Genomic DNA, 22,401 nt, shown 5'->3' on the forward strand with positions numbered 1-22,401 from the left:
GTGGCCCGCGCGTGGCTCCACACCCCCGCGGGGGGGGGGGGGGCCCCCCCCCCCCCCGCCAACGCCGGCGATCTCAGAGCAGCTTCTCCGTGGCCGCGAGCAGCACGCAGGTCGCGAGTCCGTCCATCGCCTTCTCCAGTTCCGGCAGCTGCGGGAAGCTGGGGGCGATGCGGATGTTCTTGTCCTCGGGATCCTTGCTGTACGGGAACGCCGAGCCCGCGGCGGTGAGCGCGATGCCCGCCTCCTTGGCCAGCGCGATCACCCGGGCCGCGGTGCCCTCGAGCACGTCGAGGCTGATGAAGTAGCCGCCCTTGGGCTCGGTCCACGAGGCCACCTTCGACGCGCCGAGGCGGTCTTCCAGGATGCGGCGCACGAGCGCGAACTTGGGTTCGAGCAGCGCACGGTGCTTCTGCATGTGGTCGCGCACACCCTCGGCATCGGTGAAGAAGCGCAGGTGCCGCAGCTGGTTGAGCTTGTCGGGGCCGATGCTCTTCTTCGAGGCGTGTGACAGATACCAGTCGATGTTGGCCTGTGACGCTCCGAAGAAGCTCACGCCCGCACCGGCGAAGGTGATCTTGGAGGTCGACGCGAACACCAGTGGCCGGTTCGGGTTGCCCGCCGCCTCGGCCAGGCCGAGTACGTCGACGACCGGCGCCGCGATATCGGTGAGCGGGTGCACCGCGTAGGCGTTGTCCCAGAACAGCCGGAAGTCCGGTGCCGCGGCGGGCAGCGAAACCAGTTCGCGGACAATCTCTTCCGAGTAGACGACACCGGTGGGGTTGGAGTAGTTCGGCACCGCCCACAGGCCCTTGATCTGCGGGTCGTTCGCCAGCAGCGTCGCGATGGCGTGGACATCGGGGCCGTCGTGGCGCATCGGGATGGTGATCATCTCGATGCCGAGCGCCTCGGTGATGGCGAAGTGACGGTCGTAGCCGGGGGCCGGACACAGCCACTTGATCGGCTCGTCGCCGACCCAGCGGCGCGGGGAGTCGGGGGTGCCGTAGAGCATCGAGAACACGATGATGTCGTGCATGATCTCGAGGCTGGCGTTGTTGCCCGCCAGCAGTCGCTCGACGGGGATACCGAGCAGTTCGCCGAAGATCGCGCGCAGTTCCGGCAGACCGGTGAGGCCGCCGTAGTTGCGGCAGTCGGTGCCCGAGCCGTCGCGGAAGTCGCCCTCGCCCGGCAGGGACAGCAGCGACGAGGACAGGTCGAGTTGCTCCGGCGAGGGCTTACCTCGGGTGAGATCCAGCGTGAGCTTCTCAGTTTTGAGCGTCGCGTATTTCGCGGTCTGGGACTCGTGCTCGGACACGAGTTCCTCGTGGCTCATCAAACCGATCTGCGTTTGCCGGGGCATCCTGGGCAGCCTTTCGAAGCAGCAAGGGGGTGCACGCTATGCGTGCTGACAGGCGCAACGTTACCCGGCGATTGCCCGCAATCGGCGGGGTATCGGGGCCGGGATCAGGCTCGCACGCTGCGAAGGTGCGTAGGCCGATCGGTCGGAGCGGGGACCCCTGAAAATAAAGGGGACCCCGCGCACCCGGCAGAGCCCGTTGACCCTTGCTGCCTTCCGGCCCTGGGGGAGTTCACAGGATGCTCGCCGCGCGGGATCCGTCGGCCAGTGTAGCGGTTGTTCGCGGTACTAGCGATTCCGGTCTTCGAACAGCAGGTCGGCGGCGCGCGCGAGGACCTCGACGCGGGTGCGGCCCGCGTGATCGGCGGCCAGGAAGTGGCTGCCGATGGTGGCGCAGAAGGCGAGCAGACTCCTGGCTTCGACCTCGTCGGGATCTTCGCAGAACACGCCGATTGTCTCGCGCAGCAACGCCATTCGCGTGTTGTCGACGCGGCGAAGGCGTGCGGCGACGTCGTCGTCGCGGCGGGCCCAGTCGCGGATCGCGAGGTCGATCGGGAGCAGTCGATTGCTGGAGAAGGTGAGTAGGCCCGCCACGCGCGCCTTGGTCTTCGGGTCGAGGGTTTCGACGCGTTCGAGCACCTGGTCTGTCGCTTCGCTCTCCCACACGTCGAGCATCGCGGTGAGTAGTGCGTCACGGTCGGCGAAGTAACCGTAGAACCCGCCTTTGGTCACGCCGATGCGCTTGGCCAGCGCCTCGACCCGCACGGCGTCGACGCCGGAGGACGCCAGTACGGCCAGGCCCTCCTCGACCCATCTGGCCCGGGGCGTTCGCGCGGTACCCACGACGTGTTCCACCTCATATCCCTCGACGACGAGCGCATCCGACCAGTCGATACTCGAGTGTACGCAACCGTATAACCGCCGCGGCGACGGTGACGCTGGCTACGATCTATCCGATATCGGCAGCGGGGGTTCGGTGTTCCCCATGACTGGAGAGGGGGCCCGATCGTGACCGGCCCGAATCAGCGACCACCCGGCGACGGTGTGCCGCCGTCCGACCCCACCGTCGCATGGTGGGAACGACCAGGCGAAGGCGCAGGTCAGAACCCCGCCCAAGCCGACCCGACAGTGCTGCGCGGCAATATCGGCGCGCCCGGCCCGTACACCGCACCGCCCGGGCCCTATCAGAGCGGCGCGAACCCCCAGCCCTACACCGCGCCGCCCGGGCCTTATCAGAGCGGAGCGAATCCACAACCGTTCCCACAGCCGCAGCAGTACGCGCATCCGCAAGCGGGCGCCTATCAAGCGCCACAGCCGCAATGGGGCGCACCGCCGCGGCCGCCCTCGTCGGGCAACAAGGCGGTCTGGTGGATCGTCGGTGGCGCCATCGTGGCGGTGGGCGCGCTCGTGATCGGGCTGATCGCGTTCACGGCCAACAAGGTCGACGACGACAACCCCTTCGGACCCGATCCGGACAAGTGGGCAGGCAGCTACGTCTACAAAGACGGCAAGAACGCCTGCGACCTGGTCGATCTCACCGTGCTGAACCAGTGGTCGTCCACGCGCGAGACGACCACCCACACCGAGCGTGGCCCGTCGGAGTACATCGGCGGCGGCTCCTACGACTGCGACGCCAAGAATCAGGAGTCGGGCCGCAACGCCAACGACGCGGCCCTGGGTCTCGAGGTCGAGTTCAAGACCGAGAGCGAGACCGAGTCCGACTACGCGCGCTGGAAGGGCTACGACACCAAGACCACCGGCAAGGACTACGACCACGGCCCGGTGAGCGGCCTCGGCACGGAGGCGTACTACGCCAGCGAGCAGCACACCTACGGCTCCATCCCGAGCGACTACTCCGTCGTGGTGGCCGCGCACGACAGCAACATCTCGGTGAAGGTGGAGATCGAGGTGTCGACGATGCGCACCGTCGACAAGGCGGCCATGCGCACCGCCGCCGAGACCCAGGTCCGCAAGGTACTGGCCGCTCTGAAGAAGTAGCAGGTCAGAAGCGGTCGCGGGGGCCCGGTTTGGCATCGACCCCCTGCGACCCGCTATGCTGCTCCACGGAGGATTCGCCTAGTGGCCTATGGCGCTCGCCTGGAACGCGGGTTGGGTTAACGCCCTCAGGGGTTCAAATCCCCTATCCTCCGCAACAGCAGGGCCCTGATCGGTTCGCCGGTCGGGGCCCTGTTCGTTTAATCGGTGGATCTGTCAGTGGGCATCCGTAGAGTGAGCCCCGATGGTGCGGGAGACCCCCACCACACCCACATACCGTCGTCGCCGCCCCAACACAGATGTGCGTGCCGACGCAGTCCAGTGGGTACCCAGCCTTCGCGCCGGTCCGGAGTTCGGATCGCGCCGGTCGATGCCACGAGCGCGTCGATCGCACAGAAATCAGAAAGTACAGAACGAAGTGAATACATCACCTGAAACGAGCATCGGGCGCGACGCGTCCGGGCCGATCCGGCTGATGCTGCGTGACCGCACAGCCACCACCGGGCCGATCGACGGCGCCTGGTGGCCGCGAACCGACCAGCCGATGACCGAGTTGCACCAGTTGGTGACCGCGGTCGGACCGCGGATCGGCAAGCTGGCCCGGCTCGGATTCGACTGGACCACCAGCGAATCCGGCGACAGCACAGCCCGCAACGACCAGGCCGCGCGCATCATGCACGTGGTCGGCAGCAACGGCGCCGCGCTCGCGCTGCTGGTCATCCCCGCGGCCACCGAGGCACCCGCAGCGCGCAGCCAGATGCGCTGGGCGGCAGGAAAACCACGCATCCAGGACCCGGCGCCCGCCGACACGGCCGCCGACGGGCCGCGCACCCTCGTGCAGATCTGACCAGCACCCTCGTGCAGATCTGAACTTCGCCGATCTACCTCATCGGTCGCTGGTGAACGACGGATCGAAGTCGCGCGGCGCACCACGACGACTCAGCAACCGGTCGAACCATTCACCCAGGATGACGCCCGCGGCCAGCGCGCAGCCGACTCCGAACGCCCCGAGGATCTGCCCGAAACCGAGCAGCGTTTCGTCCTCGAGCAGGGCATACAGCCCGCGATATACCTTCAGACCCGGCAGCAGCGGCGTGATGCCCGCCGCCGCGACGACCAGGGGCGGGGTGAGCGCGCGACGCGCCATCAGACCACCGGCGAGGCCGATCACCGTGGCCGCCAGGCCGGCGGACACCACCGGCCCGAAGCCGATGTCCTGCGCGCCGAGGAAGGCCATGGTGCCGCCCGCACCGCTGAGCCCGGCCGCGAACAGCGCCCGCCGCTCCGCGTAACAGGCCATCGCGAAGGCGATCGCCGCGACCGCACCGGCCACCAGCTTGATCGCCAGATCATCGGTGTCGCGGCCCGCGCTGGCCGCGATCTCGGGCACCGCGATCCCCATCATCGTCGAGATCCGCAGGGCCAGACCGATGCCCGCGACGATGCCGCCGGTCATCATCACCACTTCGAGCATGCGGGCGGCCGCGGTGATCGGCGCGCCGGTGATGGCATCCTGCACCGAACCCACCAACTGCTGACCGGACAGCAGCACGGTGATACCCGCCGCAACGATCAGCGCCGCGTCGGAACGCCAGTGGTCGCTGATCGAGGCGAGCGCGATGGCCGGGATCGTGGCGATGACACCACCGACCATGTGCTGGAAGAACATCGGCAGACCGAGCTGATGCAGGTACCGGTTCACCACGTCGATCGCCGCGGTGCTCACGAAACTGATCGCGGCGAGAACGAACCCACCGCCGAGCAGCACCGCGATCGCCGCCGCCAGCAACGACCAACCCGCCGTCGACACCCAGCGCGGGTAGGGGTGGCGCGACGAGATCAGTTCGTCGAGGGCGGCGTGCGCCTGGTCGACGGGGACGATCTGGCTGCGAATGCGGCGCGTCAGCCGGTCGACCGCGGCCAACCGCGTGAAGTCGAGCGAGCGGTACTTCACGACGCGCATATCGCTGGCCGGCGGCAGGCTGGGTCCACGGTCGGCCCAGATACGGATCGCGTCGAAGGTGACGTCGATATCGCAGCTGTTCAGACCGTAGGTCGAGGCGATGAAGCGGACCTGCGCTGACGTGTCACCGACACCGGTACCCGCGGAGAGGACGACCTCACCCACGCGCACGGCCAGGTCGAGTACCTGCGACACCTCGGCGTCGTCGGCGAGGTCGATCGGTTGCAGCGGGGTGGGTGCGGCGACGATGTTGTCGGCGGTGGCCCGTTGTGACGGCAGGACGAACGGCCTGCGCAAACGCCACCATCGCTGGCGCAGACCTGGGCGTTCGAGGATGGTGGCGCCGTCGCCTTCCGCCAAGGGGTCCACACTCATACCTCGACGGTAATAGCGATCGCAGCACCTTCGCCGTCTCGCAATCAGTTCGTCAACGTGTCGGGTCCGGATTCGCTGGTAGCCGAACGGTGACGACGTCCGAGGTCGCGCCGTAGGGTCAGATGTCGTCGATCAATCCGGTGCTGTAGGCCGTCGCCGCCAGGTGCTGTAGGCAGCGCGGGCCGCATCCGTTGTGCTGAGTCAGCACGAAACGGGCCTGCTGGAGCGAAGAAATGGAAGAATCGGCCAGACAGTCGGCATGTGCGGCGCGCCAGTGGTCTTCGTAGCGGAGGGCGGCGGCCCGCGATGTCGGCGGGTCTGGTGCGGAAGTGTCCAGCAGGGTGTGACGGGAGGGGCAGGCAATGGAGGCGATGACTGTATGAACACCGGGACGGGGAAGGTGATCCAGGAGCGGCGCAGGCTGCTCGGGCTCTCGCAGCCCGCGCTGGCCACCGCGATCGGGGTGAGCTCGCGCCAGATCACCAGGTACGAGTCCGAGGAGCAATCGCCGACACTGCCGGTCGCTGTCCGATTGGCCGACGCGTTGCAGGTCTCGCTGGCGGAGCTGGCGGGCATCGTCGACAACCGCGTCGACCTGGCGGGTGACTGGTGGGCAGCCTGGCAGAAACCGGCGAACCACGCGGACGAGGTCGAGGTAGCGGCGGTGACCATCCGGCACGAGGGTGACCATCTGATGCTCGACTCGGCCGCTGAACCGCCTGCGCCCGAAGCCGATCCGGTCGCCCAGGTACGTGGCGAGATGCGGGTCTGGGAGGGCGAGGCGCTCACCGGCTGGATGCGCGGCATGGACATCGCGTTCCCGGTCGGCACCATCTACTACTCGCTGCATCCCCAGGGTGCTCATGCCGTCGGCTCGTGGACGACGAAATCGGGCCCCGACGGTCTGGTACGCGGCTGGAGCGTGCTGGCGCGGGAGAAATCCGACGCCGAGAAGCTGCTGGCGGAAATGCTGCGCACCGACGGCAATGTCGAGTCGTGGCCGGGTCCCTCGCGCTCGGCCTGAAGCCGCCGCCTGATCTCGGCGACGCTCGGGCGCCCGCGTTCGGCGGGCGGTGTGAGTAGTAGGTAGCGGCTCAGCGCCCCGAACACGAACAGCCCCACGGCAATCCACAGATAGATCTCCATCGGTTCCCCTCCGAACGAGTCAGTGCTTGCACGAGTGGCGCGGTATGGTGGTCGCCGAGCCGCCACGGAAAGTATGGTCGCCGCCAAGACCTTTTGGACAGCAAAAAGCGTCTACAAACGTCTACAGTTCTCTACGATGAGCCCATGTCCAGTCGGGGCGAGCAGGGGAACGGCGTCGTCGGAGCTCGGTTGCGGCGATTGCGGGAAGAGTCGGGGTTGTCGCTGGCGGCGTTGGCCGCGCGCGTTCCGTACAGCAGGGCGGCGCTGGGACACTACGAAACCGGTACGCGAGCGGCGTCTTTCGAGGTGATCGCGTGGTACGAGCGGGTACACGCGCAATCGACGCCCGCGCTGCCAGGTACTCGTCGATGTGATCCGCGAGCTGCCGATGCGGCCCTCGCGACGGCGATCGCCGCGGCGCATCGAACCGGCCCGCTGATCGAGATCGGGCGACCACACCGGGGAGACAACGGAACCGGATACTTCTGCCCGTTCCGGATCGACGGCGTGATCGAGGGTGAAGCCGCGGGAACCGACCCGGCGACGGCCTTGCACTCGGCGCTGCTCGCGGTGGGCGCGGAGCTCGATCGCGCGGGAAACAGCGTCGGCCACGGTCGACGTCGGTGAAAACTGGTCCTGCCCCGCGGATCAGCGGTGCGCGGCGACGACCGCATCGAGCGCGACGGCGAGCAATTCCAGGTAGCGGTCCGGATCGGACAGCACCCGCGGATCGGAATGCACGGACAGCGTGATCGTTTCGCCGATGCCGTGGACACCGTGAGTCAGGTGCATGACGGTACCGAGAGCCGGAAAACCGCCGGTGAACAGGACCGGGGCACCCGCGAAGGCGAGATCGGCCGGCCCGCGATACACACTGGACACGACGGTATTGCCATCGAGCGCCGCGGGGACATTGTCCAGTTCGGCCCGTTCGACATCACGCACCGCCAGCACCGCGGGGACGACATCGCCGACTCGATCCTGCGCGGAGAGCAGCGGATTCAGCGCTCGTTCGCGGCGGGCAGCGAGTTCATCGGCGATGAGGTTCGCGCGCGTACGCAGGTCGGGTTCGTCGATGTGCAGGTCGATGGACAGTCCGCGGTAGTTGTTGCGGGCCGCACTCGGCCCCGGAAGTGCCATCGGTAGTGCGTTACCCAGCCGTTCCGGTTGCTCACCTCGCTGCGAGAGATAGTCGACCAGCGCCCGCGAAATCGCCGTCAACGCAACAACAGTGACGGTTTTGCCCGGAATGCGGAGGTCGTCCGCATCGACGACGAGCATTCTCACGGTGTGACCGTCGACCGCGGTTGCCGGATTCAGCGCACAGGGTGCGAACCCGGTTGTGGCCGCGGGTACCTCACCGGCGGCCGTCCGGTCCGCCAATTCCCGCTGCGCGAGGTACGCGGCCCGCCCGCGCCACACCGTCGCGGCGACCTGCGCGGGAAGACGCAGCACCCCAAGCACTCTCGGATCGACCCGCCGAGCGATCCATCCACAGGGTTGTCCACAGGAATCCACAGGCTGTGCAGAAGTTTTACCAGGTCCGACCGGGTGATCTGCCGAGTTGTCCACAGGCACATCGGGTGTGCTGTGGACAACAGCTTCATCCACAGCCATCCCGAAGAGCGCTCGCGCGATGGCGGCGGCACGGGTGCCGTCGGCCAGTGCGTGCGAAAGTTGCAGCACCACCACCACAACGGGCGCGGCCGACCGTGGTGCGGAGTGAACCGACCGGAAAACATGGACACGCCACGGAAATTCGGTCGCGACGACACCGGTTCCCAGGAGTTCGCCCAGATCCGCGAGCAACGCCTGCCACGACAGGCCGTCCGGCCTGTGGTGCACGAATTGCTGGGAGGTGAATTCGGCCGGAACCCAGCGCGGGTAGTCGAGATCGCCCGGAATCTCCTGCAACCGGATCCGCAGATCCGGAATGCGCGCGGCGCGCGCGGCGATGAAAGCGCGGAGTTCGTCGGTGGCGGAATCGGTTTCGGCGAAAGAGTAGAGCAGGAACACGTCGTTGGCGGTGCGCCGCGACAGCCAGTACATCGTCGCGTCACGCGCGGCCATCGTGGTCATCCGGCCACGATAGGCCACCCCGCCGAGATCACTGAGAAGGCCCCGAGTCCGCTCGACTCGGGGCCGGTATTGCCCATTCGAGATGCATCTCGCGGTTCAGCCCCGCGCGAACTCTCCCGCGGTGACATCGGCGAGGAAGGCTCGCCACTGCCCTGGACCGAAGGCCAGTACGGGTCCGCGACCACGATCCTTGGTGTCACGAACGGCGATGTCGCCGCCGGCGAGAAAGGCTACTTCGACGCAGTTCCCATCGGGTCCGCTGTAGGTGCTCTTCCGCCACACAGCGTCGGTTACATCAACTTCCACGGCACTTGCTCCTTTGGTTCATCGAGAAGAGGGGATAACTCCTGGAATCGTTGCAACATTCCGAAATCCGGCGCGACCGATGAGTTACTTCGTGGCACACAAGGCACTGCCACACGGCGCGCGCAACCGACCGGCACGAACCAGCGCATCGAGGCGTTTCCGCCTCCGGGGGCTGCCCCCGCGGAAGAAACACTAGCAGGTCTTCCGCAATGTTGCGGAAGAGAATTTGCTTTCCCATATCGTTTTGCCAACCTTGCGAAGCTTCACGTTTGCGGAGGCATTGCCAGGCCTCTTACCCATTCCCGATCTGGTTGACACATCCCCATTTACTTCCGTGTGATTAGTCCGTGATACGTCAATTTCTCGAGTACCTCAGCAGTCACATGAGCACCATCGAGGGCAGGCGTGGATCATGGGGGAATGATCTCCCGTGACCGTGACACCGCAGGTCGTGCCCGTAACGACCGTCCCCGCGATCGACTCGGCCGACCGCTGCCCCCCGGCAGTGCCGGAGTCGCCCGAATTCCCGACGACCTCGACCTCGGACCCCAGCAAACTCTCACCTTCGCTCAGCAACTGCTGGACGACGGATTGGCATTCAATGCCCACGAGGTATTGGAGGCGGCATGGAAGAACGGGCCGGTTGCCGAACGGATGCTCTGGCAAGGGCTGGCCCAATACGCCGTCGGCCTCACCCACATCCAGCGCGGCAACGCCAAAGGCGCGGGTACTCTACTGCGCCGGGCGAGCGAGCGACTCGGGTCCTACCCGGCGAATGCCCAGCAGCACGATGTCGACCGCGCCGGACTGATCGCGCACGCGCGGGAGCTGCTCGACGCGCTCGATGCCGGCGACGGCATCGCCGAGGAGCGGCTACGCACGCGGCTGTGCCGCGAGCCCACCTAGGATCGTGGAGTGCCAACGAGTCGAGGCGCGGGCCGCTACGCGCCGAGCCCTTCGGGCGAGCTGCACGTGGGAAACCTGCGTACCGCGGTACTCGCCTGGCTTTTCGCGCGAACTTCCGCGCGCGAGTTCCTGATCCGCGTCGACGATCTGGACCGGGTCCGGCCCGGCGCCGCCGCGGGTCAGCTCGACGACCTCGCCGCGATCGGCATCGACTGGGACGGCCCCGTGGTCTACCAATCCGAACGGCTGCCGAGCTACGCGGCCGCTGTGGCCGAACTGAGCGCAGCCGGGCGCACCTATGAATGTTTCTGCACCAGACGCGAAATCCAGCAGGCCGCCACCGCGCCGCACGGGCCGATGGGCGCCTACCCCGGCACCTGCCGTGAGCTCAGCGACGCCCAGCGCGCGGCCAAGCGGGCCGAAGGACGCGTCGGCGCAGTGCGATTGCGCGCCGACGTCACCGAGTACGAGATCACCGACCTATTGCACGGCCGATATCGGGGTGCTGTCGACGATTTGGTGTTGCGCCGCGGCGACGGTGTCCCCGCCTACAACCTCACCGTCGTCGTCGACGATGCCGCCCAGGGCGTCGACCAGGTGGTTCGCGGCGACGATCTGCTGCCGTCCACCCCGCGCCAGGCATATCTCGCGGAACTGCTCGGACTCACCGCCCCGACTTACGCCCACGTGCCGCTCGTGCTCAACGGGGAAGGCAAGCGGCTGGCGAAACGCGATGGCGCCGTGAGCCTTTCGGACCAACGTGCCCTGGGCCACACGCCCGGAGACGTGGTGGCGGCGATCGCGGAGTCACTCGGGTATTCCGCGCGGACGACCGGCGAGCTGCGCGATGTTTTCGACCCAGCGCGTATCCCCGAGAAACCATGGATACTCGAGCCTATCGGGTTGTTCCGACCAGAGGGATGTCCGTAACGTACGCATAGACCGATCTAGAAGATCAAAACGAGGACTGAGATTATGACCAGCGGTGGTTACGACCCCAACCAGTACCCGCAGGGCGGTCAGCCCGGCGGCTACGGCCAGGACCCCTACGGCCAGCAGCAGCCGCAGCCCGGCTACGGCCAGCAGCAGCCGTACGGCCAGCCCGGACACGGCGGCGCACCCCAGCCCGGTTACGGCCAGCCGGACCCCTACGGCCAGCAGCAGCCGGCCTACGGGCAGGACCCGTACGGTCAGCAGCAGCCCTACCCGCAGCAGGGCCAGTACGGTCAGCAGCAGGGCTTCGGCGGGGTACAGGCCGCCGACCTGGGAATCCGGATCGGTGCGCGTCTGATCGACTACCTGATCGTCGGTATCCCCGTCGCGATCGTGCTCGGGCTCATCGTCGGTAGCGGCACCGGTGGCCAGATCGCCACCAGTTTGATCTTGTCGCTGGCCATCTACGGCTACTTCGTCGCCATGGAGGTCACCCAGCAGGGCCAGAGCCTGGGCAAGAAGATCCTCGGCCTGCGCGTACTCGCCCCCGGTGGCGCGCCGAGCCTGACGCCCGAGCAGTCCCTCAAGCGCAACCTGTTCACGATTGTCGGCCTGATTCCCTGCGTCGGTGGGCTCGTCAGCCTCGGCCTGGCGATCTACATCATGGTCACGATCAGCAACGACCCGAACAAGCAGGGCTGGCACGACAAGTTCGCCGGCGGCACGCAGGTCGTCAAGGGCTGATTCTTCACACCTGACGAAAACAACAGGGGCGCTTCCGGAATCCGGAAGCGCCCCTGTTTCGTTGTGAGATCAGTAGGTCGTGGACGAGTCGAGTCCACCGGCGATGCCGAGCACCACGAAGAAGAGAATGTAGAGGATCCAGCCCACGATCGCGGCGACACCGATCCAGATGCCTGCCTGCGCCATGCCCTTACCTTCGCCGCCGCGCTCCTTGATCTGGTTGAGCGCCATCACGCCGAGGATGATGCCGACGATCGCGCCGACACCGCAGCTGCACAGCCCGATCAGCGAGGAGACCAGCGCGCCGATCGCCAGGCCGTTGGTGCCCTGCGGCTGCGGGTACTGCCCGTAGGGCTGGTACGCGCCCGCCGCCGGATAGCCGCCGTAGCCGGGCTGCTGCCCGTAAGCGGGCGGCTGCTGCGGGTACTGCGGCTGATTGGGCTGCTGGTACTGCGGCTGCGACGGCTGCTGCGGGTACTGCGGCTGGGAGGGGGGCGGCGCCGGCTGCTGGGGATACTGCGGCGACGACGGATATTGGGAAGGCTGCGACGGCTGGGCGGTCGGATGCTGCGGCACCGAACCCGGCGCGCCGGACTCCGGGGACACGCCGGAGCCGCCGTACTGCTTCCACCACTCGTCGGAATCGCCGGGATTCGTCATTGCTACAGGGTATTCCACAACGGTGTTCCGTGGAACGCTGGGCGTTTCGAGGCAGGAAGAGGACATATCGGGCGCACCGGCCCCGGGTAGTGTACGGGCTGTGTTTTTGGAGCGCTGGCGCGCTCGAGCGGGGCCCTGGAGGCCCCGATCTTCCCTCCCTCCGGGTACTCCTTCGTCGCACCCTCCGGTCAGTCCAGATCGGGGCGGGCCCCTTTGGGTAGAGACGTATCGGGTTTAGCGGGCCCGGGTAGTGGACGGGGTGTTTCTTGGGAGAATGGGGCTCGTGACTGATACAAACTCGCTCGACAAACCAGCTGAATCTGGGCACCCCGCGCCGGAACATGCGGCATTCGCCCAGGTTGCGCGGGGGTTCTATCCGGTAATCGTCGCCCTGTTCACCGCGACGCTGATCATCTCCAATATCTGCGCCACCAAAGGTGTGGAGTTCTTCACCGACAGTTCGGTGATGCTGGGCCCGATCCAGATCCTGCCGATCGCGACCGACGGCGCCTTCTTCCTGTTCCCGCTGGCCTACATCCTCGGCGACGTGCTCAGCGAGGTCTACGGCTTCCGCGCCACCCGCCACGCCATCTACACCGGTTTCGCCGCGCTGCTGCTGACCGTCGCCTGCTTCTACATCGCCATCCAGCTGCCCCCCGCGGGCTTCTACGAGAACCAGGAAGCCTTCCGCACGGTCCTCGGCACCACCCCTCAGCTGGTGCTCGCCGGCCTCGCCGGCTACTTCGTCGGTCAGCTGCTGAACTCGGCCACCCTGGTACTGATCAAAGAGCGCACCAAGGAAAAGCACCTGTGGGCTCGCCTGATCGGCTCCACCGTTGTCGGCGAGTTCGCCGACACCCTGATCTTCTGCTCGATCGCCGCTACCGCCATCGGCATCAACACCTGGCAGTCGTTCATCAACTACGTCATCGTCGGCTTCCTGTGGAAGACCCTGTGCGAGGTGCTCGTCATGCCGATCACCTACCGCGTCATCGCCGTCCTCAAGAAGACCGAACCGACCTACGCTCCGGCGAAGGTCGACGCGCTGCACGACTAGCCCGCAGGGTGGGCGGCGGACCGGAAGGTCCGCCGCCAACACCCCCGAAAACGAAATTACTCCTCCTACACCAAATGAAAATTAAACACACCCCGCCACTGGCCCAGGAACTCCTTCTTGAACTCGTCGAAGTAGCCGCCCTCGATGCTGGCCCTGATCCGGTCGACGAGGCGAATCGTGAAGCGCTCGTTGTGAATTGTGCACAGCGTCGCCGAGAGCATTTCCTTGGCCTTGAACAGGTGATGCAGGTAGGCGCGGGTGTAGTGGGCGCAGGTGTAGCAGTCACAGTTCTCGTCGATCGGGGTGAAGTCGCGACGGAACCGGGCGGTGTTGATGTTGAACCGCCCCTCGTCGACATAGATCGCGGCATTGCGCGCCACCCGCGAGGGATTGACGCAGTCGAACGTGTCCGCCCCGTTCTCGATCGCGGTGAACATGTCCTCCGGCTCGCTGATTCCCAGCATGTGGCGCGGTTTGGCCTCGGGCAGCTCATCACAGCACCACCCGACGATCGTGCCGAGATTGTGCTTCTCCAGCGCTCCGCCGATGCCGTAACCGTCGAATTCCGTTCCACCACTGCCCCGGATCGACTCCAGCTCACGACACGCCTTGCGCCGCAGATCTTCGTACTGCGCGCCCTGGATCACCGCGAACAGCGCCTGATACGGACGATGACCGCGCACCGCGGTGAGCCGTTCGTGCTCGTCGATGCACCGCTGCGCCCACTCGTGCGTGCGCTGCAACGACTTCTCTTGATAGCCACGGGTATTCATCAAGGTGGTCAGCTCGTCGAAGGCGAACATGATGTCGGCCCCGAGTTCGTGCTGGATGCCCATCGACACCTCGGGTGTGAAGCGATGCTTCGAACCGTCCAGGTGCGAACGGAAGGTGACCCCGTCGTCATCGACGGTGGCCAGGCGCTCCTTGCCCGCCGCGATCACCTGATCGGACCGGATGTCCACAGCCTCCATGGCGAGGACCTTCTTGAAACCGACCCCCAGCGACATCACCTGGAATCCGCCGCTGTCGGTGAAGGTGGGCCCCGGCCAGTTCATGAACTTCCCGAGCCCACCCGCCTCGTCGACCACGTCGGCGCCGGGCTGCAAGTACAGGTGGTAGGCGTTGGCCAGCAGCGCCTGCGCCCCGATCTCGCGCATCGTCTCCGGCAGCACGGCCTTCACCGAAGCCTTCGTTCCCACCGGAATGAAAGCGGGCGTGGCGATCTCGCCGTGCGGGGTGGAGATCACGCCGGTCCGGCCGTGCCTGCCCCCGTCCAGACGGGTGCCTACTTCGAAGGAGAACTCGCTGCTGTCGGCCACCGACCCATCGTGCCAGGGCCTTACTGAGCGGCCGCGAACTGGGCGTTGTACAGGTTGTAGTAGGGCCCGCGCTCGGACAGCAGCCGCTCGTGGGTGCCGTGTTCGACGATGCGCCCCTTGTCCATCACGACGATCAGATCCGCGTCCCGGATCGTCGAAAGCCGATGCGCGATCACGAAACTGGTGCGATCGCGGCGCAGGGCCGCGGTGGCGTGCTGGACCAGCGACTCGGTGCGGGTGTCGACCGAGCTCGTCGCCTCGTCCAGGATCAGGATCGACGGCTTGGCCAGGAACGCGCGGGCGATCGTGATGAGTTGCTTCTCGCCCGCGCTCACCCCGCCGCCCTCTTCGTCGATGACCGTGTCGTAGCCGTTGGGGAGCGAGTGCACGAACCGGTCGACGTAGGCCGCCCTGGCCGCGGCCTGGATGTCGGCTTCCGGCGCCGTCGGATTGCCGTAGGCGATGTTCTCGCGGATGGTGCCCTTGAACAGCCAGGTGTCCTGCAGCACCATGCCGATGCGCGAGCGCAGGTGGTCGCGGGTGATGGTGGTGATGTCGACGTCGTCGATGGCGATGGTGCCCGCGTCGAGTTCGTAGAAGCGCATCAGCAGGTTCACCAGCGTGGTTTTGCCCGCGCCGGTCGGGCCGACGATGGCAACCACGTGGCCGGGATCGGCCACCAGCGAAAGCCGTTCGATGACAGGGGTTTCCGGGTCGTAACCGAAGGACACCGCCTCGAACTCCACCCGCCCGCGATCCACCGGGCGCGCGATCTCCACCACCGGATCGGGGGTCTGCTCCTCGGCGTCGAGGATCTCGAAGATCCGCTCCGCCGAGGCGACACCGGACTGCAGCAGGTTCGCCATCGCACCGATCTGGGTGAGCGGCTGGCTGAACTGGCGCGAGTACTGGATGAACGCCTGCACGTCACCGAGCGACAGATTGCCGGTGGCCACCCGCAGCCCGCCGACCAGTGCGATGAACACGAAGTTCACGTTCCCGAGGAACATGATGGCGGGCATGATCAGGCCGGAGATGAACTGCGCCTTGAAGCTCGCGTCGTAGAGCTTGTCGTTGCGCTTGTCGAACTCCTCGCCGACCTCGCGACCGCGGCCGAACGCGGTGATGATCTCGTGGCCGGTGTAGGCCTCTTCCACCGAGGAGTTCACCTCCCCGGTGAATTTCCACTGGTTGACGAAGTGCGGCTTGGACCGCTTGGCGATCTGCGCGGTGACCACGATCGCGGCGGGCACCGTGAGCAGCGCGATCAGTGCCAGCAGCGGCGAGATCCAGAACATCATGATCAGGATGCCGACCACGGTGAACAGCGAGACCAGCAGCTGGCTCATCGTCTGCTGCAGGCTCTGCGAGACATTGTCGACGTCGTTGGTGACGCGGCTGAGCACGTCACCGCGCGGCGCGGTGTCGAAGTAGCGCAGCGGCAGCCGGTGCAGCTTCTGCTCCACCTCGTCGCGCAGCCGCTTCACGGTGCGGTTGATGGCGATATTGAGCAGATAACCCTGCAGCCAGCCGAAGATCGCGGCGGCCACGTACAGCGCGAGCACGAGCATCAGCACGCGGCCGACGGCGTCGAAGTCGATGCCGGTACCGGGGATCACGTTCATCGCCGAGAGCATGTCGGCGCGGGTGGTCTCGCCCTGGCTGCGTAGCAGCTCGACGGTCTGGTCCTTGGTGAGGCCGGGCTCGAGCTGCTTACCGACGAAGCCGTCGAACACCAGGTTCGTCGCCCTGCCGAGCAGATACGGGCCGAGCGTATTGAGCACCACGGAAGTGATCACCAGCGCGACGATCACACCGACCGTGAACTTCTCGGGGGCCAGCCTGCTCACCAGTCGCTTCAGCGACGGACGGAACGACTTGGCCTTCGTTCCCGGCGCTCCGGGAACGGGTCCACCTGGCCTCATCGGGCTTCCTCCACGCTCAGCTGGGACTCGACGATCTCGCGGTACTCCGAGCAGCGCTGCATCAATTGGTCATGGGTTCCGATGCCGGCCATCGCACCGTCTTCGAGGACGACGATCTGGTCGGCGTCGCGAATCGTCTGAATCCGCTGGGCCACGATGATCACCGACGCGTCGGCGGTCTCGGGCTTGAGCGCGGCGCGCAGCCGGGCGTCGGTGGCGACATCGAGCGCGGAGAACGAATCGTCGAACAGGAAGATCCGCGGCCTGCGCACCAGCGCGCGGGCGATACACAGCCGCTGACGCTGACCGCCCGACACCGTGGTGCCGCCCTGGGCCACCGGAGTGTCGAGACCCTGCGGCATCTCCCGCACGAAGTCGGCTGCCTGGGCGACCTCGAGCGCGTGCCAGAGTTCGTCGTCGGTGGCGTCGGGGTTGCCGTAGCGCAGGTTGGTCGCGATGGTGCCGGAGAACAGATAGGCCTTCTGCGGCACCAATCCGATCCCACTACGCAGAAGTTCGAGGTCGAGGTGGCGTACATCGGTGCCGCCGACGTAGACCGCGCCGTCGGTGACGTCGATCAGACGCGGGATCAGGTTGATCAGCGTGGTCTTGCCCGCGCCGGTGGAACCGACGACGGCAGTGGTGGTGCCAGGCGACACCTGGAATCGGATACCGCGCAACACCGGCTTCTCCGCGCCGGGGTAGGCGAATTCCGCGAACTGCAGGTCGACCGTGGCCTGGTCGCCCTTGAACGACTGCGGCAACCGCGGCGGGCGCACCGAGGACTCGGTCTCGAGCACCGCGCCGATCCGATCGGCGGAGACGGCCGCGCGCGGGGCCATCATCGCCAGGAACGAGGCCATCATGACGGCCATCAGGATCTGCATGACGTAGGACAGCATCGCGGTGAGCGAACCGATCTGCATCGTGCCGTTGTCCACATGGTGACCGCCGAACCAGATCACGCCGACAGCGGTGAGATTACTGATCAACATCACGGTCGGGAACATCAGCGCCATCAGCTTGCCGACGCGCAGCGACGCGTCGGTGAGCGCGGTGTTGGCCATCCCGAAGCGCCAGATCTCCTGCCGCTCGCGCACGAACGCGCGGACCACCCTGATACCGGTGATCTGCTCGCGCAGCACGCGGTTGACTCCGTCGATGCGTTCCTGCATCTGCCGGAACCCCGGCACCATCCTGGCCACGATCGTGCCCATGGAGAGGGCGAGGGCGGGCACCGCGATCAGCAGCAACCACGAGAGCCCGAGATCCTCGCGCAGCGCCATGATGACGCCACCGACGCACATGATCGGCGCCATCACCAGGATTGTCACCGACATCACGATGAGCAGCTGGACCTGCTGAATGTCGTTGGTCGAGCGGGTGATCAGCGACGGCGCGCCGAACATCCCCACCTCTCTGGCCGAGAACGTCTCCACCCGGTGCAGCACGCCACCGCGCATGTCGCGACCGGCGCCCATCGCCGCCTGCGCGCCGAAGTACACCGACGCGGCCGAGGCCACGATCTGCACGCAGCTCACCGCGAGCATCCACAGACCGGTGGTCCAGATGAAACCGATGTCGCCCTTGGTGACACCGTCGTCGATCAGATCGGCATTGAGGCTGGGCAGGTAGAGCATCGCGATAACCGAGATCAGCTGGAGTACGAGGACACCCGCCAGCTGGGCGCGGTACGGGGCCAGGTAGGTCCGCAGCAGGGTGATCAACATGATGGTCGAAGGCTACAGCGCGCGGGTGAGCAGCGCCGAGCACTTTTACCTGCCCTGTGGACAACTCTCAGCCTGTGGACAACTTCATGTGCCTGCGGGTGTACGCGGCTCGCGACGCACCCAGGCGCCGGGGTCGGCGACCAGTTCACCGATGAAACCGGGCAGCCGGTCGGTGGCGACGTCGGCGATGGAGACGTTCTCCAGCACGGCCCGAATATTGACCCGCAGCGCGATCCATACCTGCTGCAGCGGTTCCGCCGCGCCCGGATACCGCACATCTTCGGGCCGCTGCCCGCGCACCGACGCCAGCGGCGACTCCACGGCGCGGATCACATCGGCCACCGAGATCTCGGTCGCGGGCCTGCCGAGGCGATACCCGCCGTCGGGCCCGCGCCTGCTCAGCACGAGCTCGGCGCGACGCAGTTCGGCCAGCACCGTCTCCAGCACCTTCGGTGGGATCTGCGCGGCGGCGGCGATGGCCTCGGACTTGACGACTCCGTCGGCCGCGGCGAGCTCGAGCAGCGTTCGCACCGCGTAATCGACCCTGGCGGTGATATGCACGGTGTCGAACTTACGCGGTGCTCCTGGATCGAGCGGTCAGCGGCCGGAGGCGGTAGCGAAGCGTCACCACGCGGGCCGCCCGCTCACGCCGAATTGATACAGCCGGTCAGTACGCAGGTTGCCGCGTCGAGGAGAGTCTTCTCGACCAGCTCGTCGGTGGCGCCTGGTGCCAGCTCCGAGGACAGCAGCGCCACTCCGAGCACCTCGATGGCGGCGGCGGCACGCAGCATCGAGTTCTGGGTCGGATCGGGCCCGGCCAGCCACAGCCGCAGCTCACGGGTGGGTTCCATCAGGTCGGGATAGCGATCGGCGATGGCGTTGACGATGGCCGCGGTGTCGCGCACGCAGAGCGCCCCCGCGTCGCGATGGCGGATCATGCCGCGCAGGTAGGTGCGCAGGACCGCGCGAATGCCTTCGTCGTTGTAGGGAACAGCCTCGATGTCCTCGACGATGTCGCGCATGTGATCGATGATCGGATCGATGATCGCCAGAAGCAGATCGAGCTTCGACGCGTAGTGGTAATAGAGCGAAGCCTTCGTGATTCCCACCACATCCGCTACCTCGCGCAGGCTCGTCTGTTCGAAACCCTTGGCGGCGAACAGCTGTACCGCGGCGTCGCGGATCGCCTGTTTAGTACCCCCACCTGCGGTGACGGTGTCGGCGATGTCTCGGGCGGGCATGGCGGCAATCCTCCCATGATTCGGTGTGACGGATCCGGCGCCCCCAATATTGAGGTTGCTCCTCCACTTATCCACTAGGTAGTCTACCTACCGCACGGTAGGCAGAAAACGATGTTGTGGAGGCGGGTCCCGCAGGGGTGGCCCGCGAGTGCTGTCTACGAGCCATGCCACCCACCCGTTCTTCGCGCTAGGAGCACACGCGTGTCCGTATACCTGTACAGATGGGGAAAGTTCGCTTTCCGCCGTAAATGGATTGTCCTGCCGGTCTGGCTACTGCTGTTCGTGCTGCTCGGCGGCCTCGGCGCCACCCTGAGCAAGCCGATGTCCAACGACTTCAGCATGCCCGAGCTCCCGTCGGCCCGCGCCAACGAGATCCTCGACAAGCACTTCGAAGGCATGTCGGAGCAGTTCTCGATGGATGCCGTCACCGGCACCTACGTGATCGGCGCTCCGGAGGGGCAGAAGCTCACCGACCCGGCCAACCGGGCCGCGATCGACGCGTTCATCGCCAAGCTCAACGACCTGTCGATCGTCGATCACGAGAAGAAGCTGGCCAGCCCCATCGCGGCCACCGAGGAGATGGGCTGCCTCGCCGCCCCTGACCCGTCGAAGTGTTCGTCGGCCCCGCTCAACGTGCTGAGCGAGACCGCACCCGGCACCGTCGGTGTGCTCAGCGTCCCGTTCACCATCAAGGCCGTCACCGACGTGACCGACGCCGAGCGCGACGCCGCCTTCGAGGTCGGCGCCGAAGCCCGCAACGCCGGGCTGACCGTCGAACTCAGCGGCTCGATCGCGATGAAGCAGGAACAGCCGAGCGGCAAGTCCGAACTGATCGGCATGGGTGTCGCGCTGATCGTGATGGTGGTGGCCTTCGGCGCCATCGTCGCCGCGGTCGTGCCCATCATCACCGCCATCGTCGGCCTCGGCGCGGCGACCTCGCTGATCATGCTCGGCACCTCGGTGATGGAGGTGCCCGGCTTCACCACCTTCCTGGCCTCGATGATCGGTATCGCGCTGTCGATCGACTACGCGCTGTTCATCGTCTCCCGGTACAAACACGAACTGGCCGTGCGTGATTCGGCCGAAGAAGCCGCGGGTACCGCGCTCGGTACCGCCGGTTCGGCCGTGGTGTTCGCCGGTCTCACCGTCATCATCGCGCTCGGCGCGCTCGGCATCGTCGGCGTGGAATTCCTGACCTTCATGGGTCTGGGTGGCGCCATCGCCGCCGCGTTCGCCGTGCTCACCGCCGTCACCTTGATGCCGGCGCTGATGGGCGCCTTCGGCAAGTCGCTGTTCAAGCCGAAGCTGCCGATCGTGGCGCAGCACGATCCCGACGACGACACCTCGGTCACCAACGGCCAGCGTTTCGCCAAGCTGATCGCCAAGGCGCCGTGGGTCGCGCTGATCCTGTCGGTGATCGTGCTCGGCGCGCTCGCCGCGCCCGCCGCCGGCCTGAACCTCGGCCTGCCCGGTGACGACAGCATGCCGAAGACCTCCACCATCCGTAAGGCCTACGACCTGCGGACCGAAGGCTTCGGCGAGGGCAGCAACGGTGTGCTCATGGTGGCCGCTGACCTGAGTGCGACGCCCGCGGGTGAGCGCGAGGCCGCCGTCGGCGCGCTGCGCGCCAAGCTCGAGTCCTACGAGGGCATGGATTACGTCACCGAGCCGATGTGGAGCAAGGACAACCAGGGCGCCATGCTCAACGGTGTCCCGAAGTCCGGTCCGAACAATCAGGACACCAAGGATCTGGTCGCCGAAGCGCGTGGCGCGGAAGCGGATCTGAACGCGCAGTACGGCATGGAGTACGGCATCACCGGCACCACCGCCATCTACGCCGATGTCGACCATGTACTGCTCAGCAAGATCCTGCCGTACCTGGCGATCGTGGCCGGTGCCGCGTTCATCCTGCTGATCCTGGTGTTCCGCTCGATCCTGGTCCCGCTCACCGCCGCACTCGGCTTCCTTTTGTCGATGGGCGCCACCTTCGGTGCGACGGTGCTGATCTTCCAGCAGGGCAAGTTCGGCCTGATCGAAGATCCGCAGCCGCTGGTCAGCTTCCTGCCGATCATGTTGATCGGCTTGGTCTTCGGCTTGGCCATGGACTACCAGGTGTTCCTGGTGACCCGCATGCGCGAGGAATTCGTGCACGGCAAGTCGGCCAAGGACGCGATGGTCGCCGGTTACCACCACGGTGCCCGCGTGGTGACCTCGGCCGCGATCATCATGATCTCGGTGTTCGGCTCCTTCATCCTGGAGACCGACGTCACCGCCAAGTCGTTCGGTTTCGCGCTGGCCGCCGGTGTGGCGATCGACGCGTTCATCGTTCGCATGGTCGTGGTGCCCGCGCTGCTGGTGATCATGGGCAAGTGGGCGTGGTGGATGCCGAAGTGGCTCGACCGCGTCGTGCCCGATATCGACGTCGAGGGTGCGAAGCTCGAGCAGCTGCGTACCGAGAACGTCGAAACGGTGAAGCACCCGGTTTCGGTCGGCTGACCCGCGACCTCGAGCACGGCCCCGCAATCCGCTACCGGATTGCGGGGCCGTTCGTTTTCGGCATCCGCGCTGCACCGGTGCTTGATATCACCGTTGCTGGGCACCAGACTCAGGGCTAGTTCGACCCGGCTACACCTCCGATCCGCGCTCCGCACCGATCCACGAGGAGAAG

At 66.6% G+C, this 22,401-nt stretch carries 20 protein-coding genes, 1 tRNA gene and 1 other RNA gene; 10 read left to right on the forward strand and 12 right to left on the reverse strand.

The annotated features are described in order from the left end of the window. Nucleotides 1-73: 73 nt before the first annotated feature. The 3 genes from ACWGCN_RS30395 to ACWGCN_RS30405 form a co-directional block, all read right to left on the reverse strand. Nucleotides 74-1,357 (reverse strand): aminotransferase class I/II-fold pyridoxal phosphate-dependent enzyme, encoded by a 1,284-nt coding sequence (locus ACWGCN_RS30395; RefSeq protein ID WP_449970070.1) that lies wholly within the window; start codon nt 1,355-1,357, stop codon nt 74-76. 164 nt (nt 1,358-1,521) lie between these two features. Further along, nucleotides 1,522-1,616: signal recognition particle sRNA small type (gene ffs / locus ACWGCN_RS30400), an RNA gene on the reverse strand. 26 nt (nt 1,617-1,642) lie between these two features. Continuing rightward, entirely contained in the window at nt 1,643-2,209 is a 567-nt protein-coding gene (locus ACWGCN_RS30405) for a TetR/AcrR family transcriptional regulator (protein WP_452460267.1), read from the reverse strand. Between the two features lie 153 nt (nt 2,210-2,362). Between ACWGCN_RS30405 and ACWGCN_RS30410 the strand changes: the two genes are divergently transcribed. The 3 genes from ACWGCN_RS30410 (at nt 2,363) to ACWGCN_RS30420 (ending at nt 4,196) form a co-directional block, all read left to right on the forward strand. Continuing rightward, complete coding sequence (locus ACWGCN_RS30410; RefSeq protein ID WP_378994428.1) at nt 2,363-3,352, forward strand: hypothetical protein; 990 nt, start codon at nt 2,363-2,365, stop codon at nt 3,350-3,352. A 67-nt stretch (nt 3,353-3,419) separates the two neighbouring features. Next, nucleotides 3,420-3,504 (forward strand) — tRNA-Ser (locus ACWGCN_RS30415). Nucleotides 3,505-3,767: 263 nt separating this feature from the next. Beyond that, a complete protein-coding gene (locus ACWGCN_RS30420; RefSeq protein WP_378638566.1) occupies nt 3,768-4,196 on the forward strand; it encodes a DUF5994 family protein in 429 nt (142 codons plus the stop codon). Between the two features lie 39 nt (nt 4,197-4,235). Here ACWGCN_RS30420 and ACWGCN_RS30425 read toward each other — a convergent pair whose 3' ends face one another. Beyond that, nucleotides 4,236-5,687: a threonine/serine exporter family protein gene (locus tag ACWGCN_RS30425; protein WP_378994430.1), complete on the reverse strand. Its 1,452-nt coding sequence runs from the start codon at nt 5,685-5,687 to the stop codon at nt 4,236-4,238. Between the two features lie 379 nt (nt 5,688-6,066). Between ACWGCN_RS30425 and ACWGCN_RS30430 the strand changes: the two genes are divergently transcribed. After that, a complete protein-coding gene (locus tag ACWGCN_RS30430; RefSeq protein ID WP_378994432.1) occupies nt 6,067-6,711 on the forward strand; it encodes a helix-turn-helix domain-containing protein in 645 nt (214 codons plus the stop codon). 266 nt (nt 6,712-6,977) lie between these two features. Beyond that, the gene (locus tag ACWGCN_RS30435) at nt 6,978-7,460 is read left to right on the forward strand and encodes a helix-turn-helix domain-containing protein (protein ID WP_452460268.1); all 483 of its coding nucleotides are present in this window, start codon (nt 6,978-6,980) and stop codon (nt 7,458-7,460) included. Between the two features lie 21 nt (nt 7,461-7,481). Here ACWGCN_RS30435 and ACWGCN_RS30440 read toward each other — a convergent pair whose 3' ends face one another. Both ACWGCN_RS30440 and ACWGCN_RS30445 read right to left on the reverse strand, forming a co-directional pair. Continuing rightward, nucleotides 7,482-8,912 carry a wax ester/triacylglycerol synthase domain-containing protein gene (locus ACWGCN_RS30440; RefSeq protein ID WP_452460269.1) on the reverse strand — a complete coding sequence of 477 codons (1,431 nt, stop codon included), beginning with the start codon at nt 8,910-8,912 and terminating at the stop codon, nt 7,482-7,484. A gap of 96 nt (nt 8,913-9,008) precedes the next feature. Further along, nucleotides 9,009-9,218, reverse strand: coding sequence for a DUF397 domain-containing protein (locus ACWGCN_RS30445; RefSeq protein ID WP_378638552.1), 210 nt, complete (start codon nt 9,216-9,218; stop codon nt 9,009-9,011). Nucleotides 9,219-9,638: 420 nt separating this feature from the next. Between ACWGCN_RS30445 and ACWGCN_RS30450 the strand changes: the two genes are divergently transcribed. The 3 genes from ACWGCN_RS30450 to ACWGCN_RS30460 are packed head-to-tail and all read left to right on the forward strand — an operon-like array spanning nt 9,639 to nt 11,801. Further along, complete coding sequence (locus tag ACWGCN_RS30450; protein WP_378994438.1) at nt 9,639-10,124, forward strand: DUF309 domain-containing protein; 486 nt, start codon at nt 9,639-9,641, stop codon at nt 10,122-10,124. Between the two features lie 9 nt (nt 10,125-10,133). Then, nucleotides 10,134-11,054, forward strand: a complete 921-nt coding sequence (gene gluQRS, locus ACWGCN_RS30455) for a tRNA glutamyl-Q(34) synthetase GluQRS (RefSeq protein WP_387445943.1) — start codon at nt 10,134-10,136, stop codon at nt 11,052-11,054. A gap of 45 nt (nt 11,055-11,099) precedes the next feature. After that, nucleotides 11,100-11,801 carry an RDD family protein gene (locus ACWGCN_RS30460; protein ID WP_378994442.1) on the forward strand — a complete coding sequence of 234 codons (702 nt, stop codon included), beginning with the start codon at nt 11,100-11,102 and terminating at the stop codon, nt 11,799-11,801. Between the two features lie 69 nt (nt 11,802-11,870). Here ACWGCN_RS30460 and ACWGCN_RS30465 read toward each other — a convergent pair whose 3' ends face one another. Continuing rightward, nucleotides 11,871-12,461, reverse strand: a complete 591-nt coding sequence (locus ACWGCN_RS30465; protein WP_378994444.1) for a DUF4190 domain-containing protein — start codon at nt 12,459-12,461, stop codon at nt 11,871-11,873. Between the two features lie 274 nt (nt 12,462-12,735). On the opposite strand from ACWGCN_RS30465, the gene ACWGCN_RS30470 reads away from it, so the two are divergent. Next, nucleotides 12,736-13,518 carry a queuosine precursor transporter gene (locus ACWGCN_RS30470; protein ID WP_378994446.1) on the forward strand — a complete coding sequence of 261 codons (783 nt, stop codon included), beginning with the start codon at nt 12,736-12,738 and terminating at the stop codon, nt 13,516-13,518. A gap of 65 nt (nt 13,519-13,583) precedes the next feature. Here ACWGCN_RS30470 and tgt read toward each other — a convergent pair whose 3' ends face one another. From tgt to ACWGCN_RS30495, 5 genes are all read right to left on the reverse strand, one after another. Beyond that, nucleotides 13,584-14,837: a tRNA guanosine(34) transglycosylase Tgt gene (gene tgt, locus ACWGCN_RS30475; RefSeq protein ID WP_452529150.1), complete on the reverse strand. Its 1,254-nt coding sequence runs from the start codon at nt 14,835-14,837 to the stop codon at nt 13,584-13,586. A 20-nt stretch (nt 14,838-14,857) separates the two neighbouring features. Continuing rightward, nucleotides 14,858-16,762, reverse strand: coding sequence for an ABC transporter ATP-binding protein (locus tag ACWGCN_RS30480; RefSeq protein WP_452458846.1), 1,905 nt, complete (start codon nt 16,760-16,762; stop codon nt 14,858-14,860). Continuing rightward, nucleotides 16,759-18,492, reverse strand: coding sequence for an ABC transporter ATP-binding protein (locus tag ACWGCN_RS30485; RefSeq protein WP_378994454.1), 1,734 nt, complete (start codon nt 18,490-18,492; stop codon nt 16,759-16,761). The genes ACWGCN_RS30480 and ACWGCN_RS30485 overlap by 4 nt, the downstream gene beginning before the upstream one ends. An 84-nt stretch (nt 18,493-18,576) precedes the next feature. Next, the gene (locus ACWGCN_RS30490; RefSeq protein ID WP_358102957.1) at nt 18,577-19,053 is read right to left on the reverse strand and encodes an RrF2 family transcriptional regulator; all 477 of its coding nucleotides are present in this window, start codon (nt 19,051-19,053) and stop codon (nt 18,577-18,579) included. A gap of 83 nt (nt 19,054-19,136) precedes the next feature. Beyond that, nucleotides 19,137-19,733, reverse strand: coding sequence for a TetR/AcrR family transcriptional regulator (locus ACWGCN_RS30495; RefSeq protein ID WP_379313779.1), 597 nt, complete (start codon nt 19,731-19,733; stop codon nt 19,137-19,139). A gap of 201 nt (nt 19,734-19,934) precedes the next feature. Between ACWGCN_RS30495 and ACWGCN_RS30500 the strand changes: the two genes are divergently transcribed. Continuing rightward, complete coding sequence (locus ACWGCN_RS30500) at nt 19,935-22,229, forward strand: MMPL family transporter (RefSeq protein ID WP_452458845.1); 2,295 nt, start codon at nt 19,935-19,937, stop codon at nt 22,227-22,229. Nucleotides 22,230-22,401 lie beyond the last annotated feature (172 nt).

The organism is Nocardia sp. NPDC055050 (assembly GCF_053608345.1).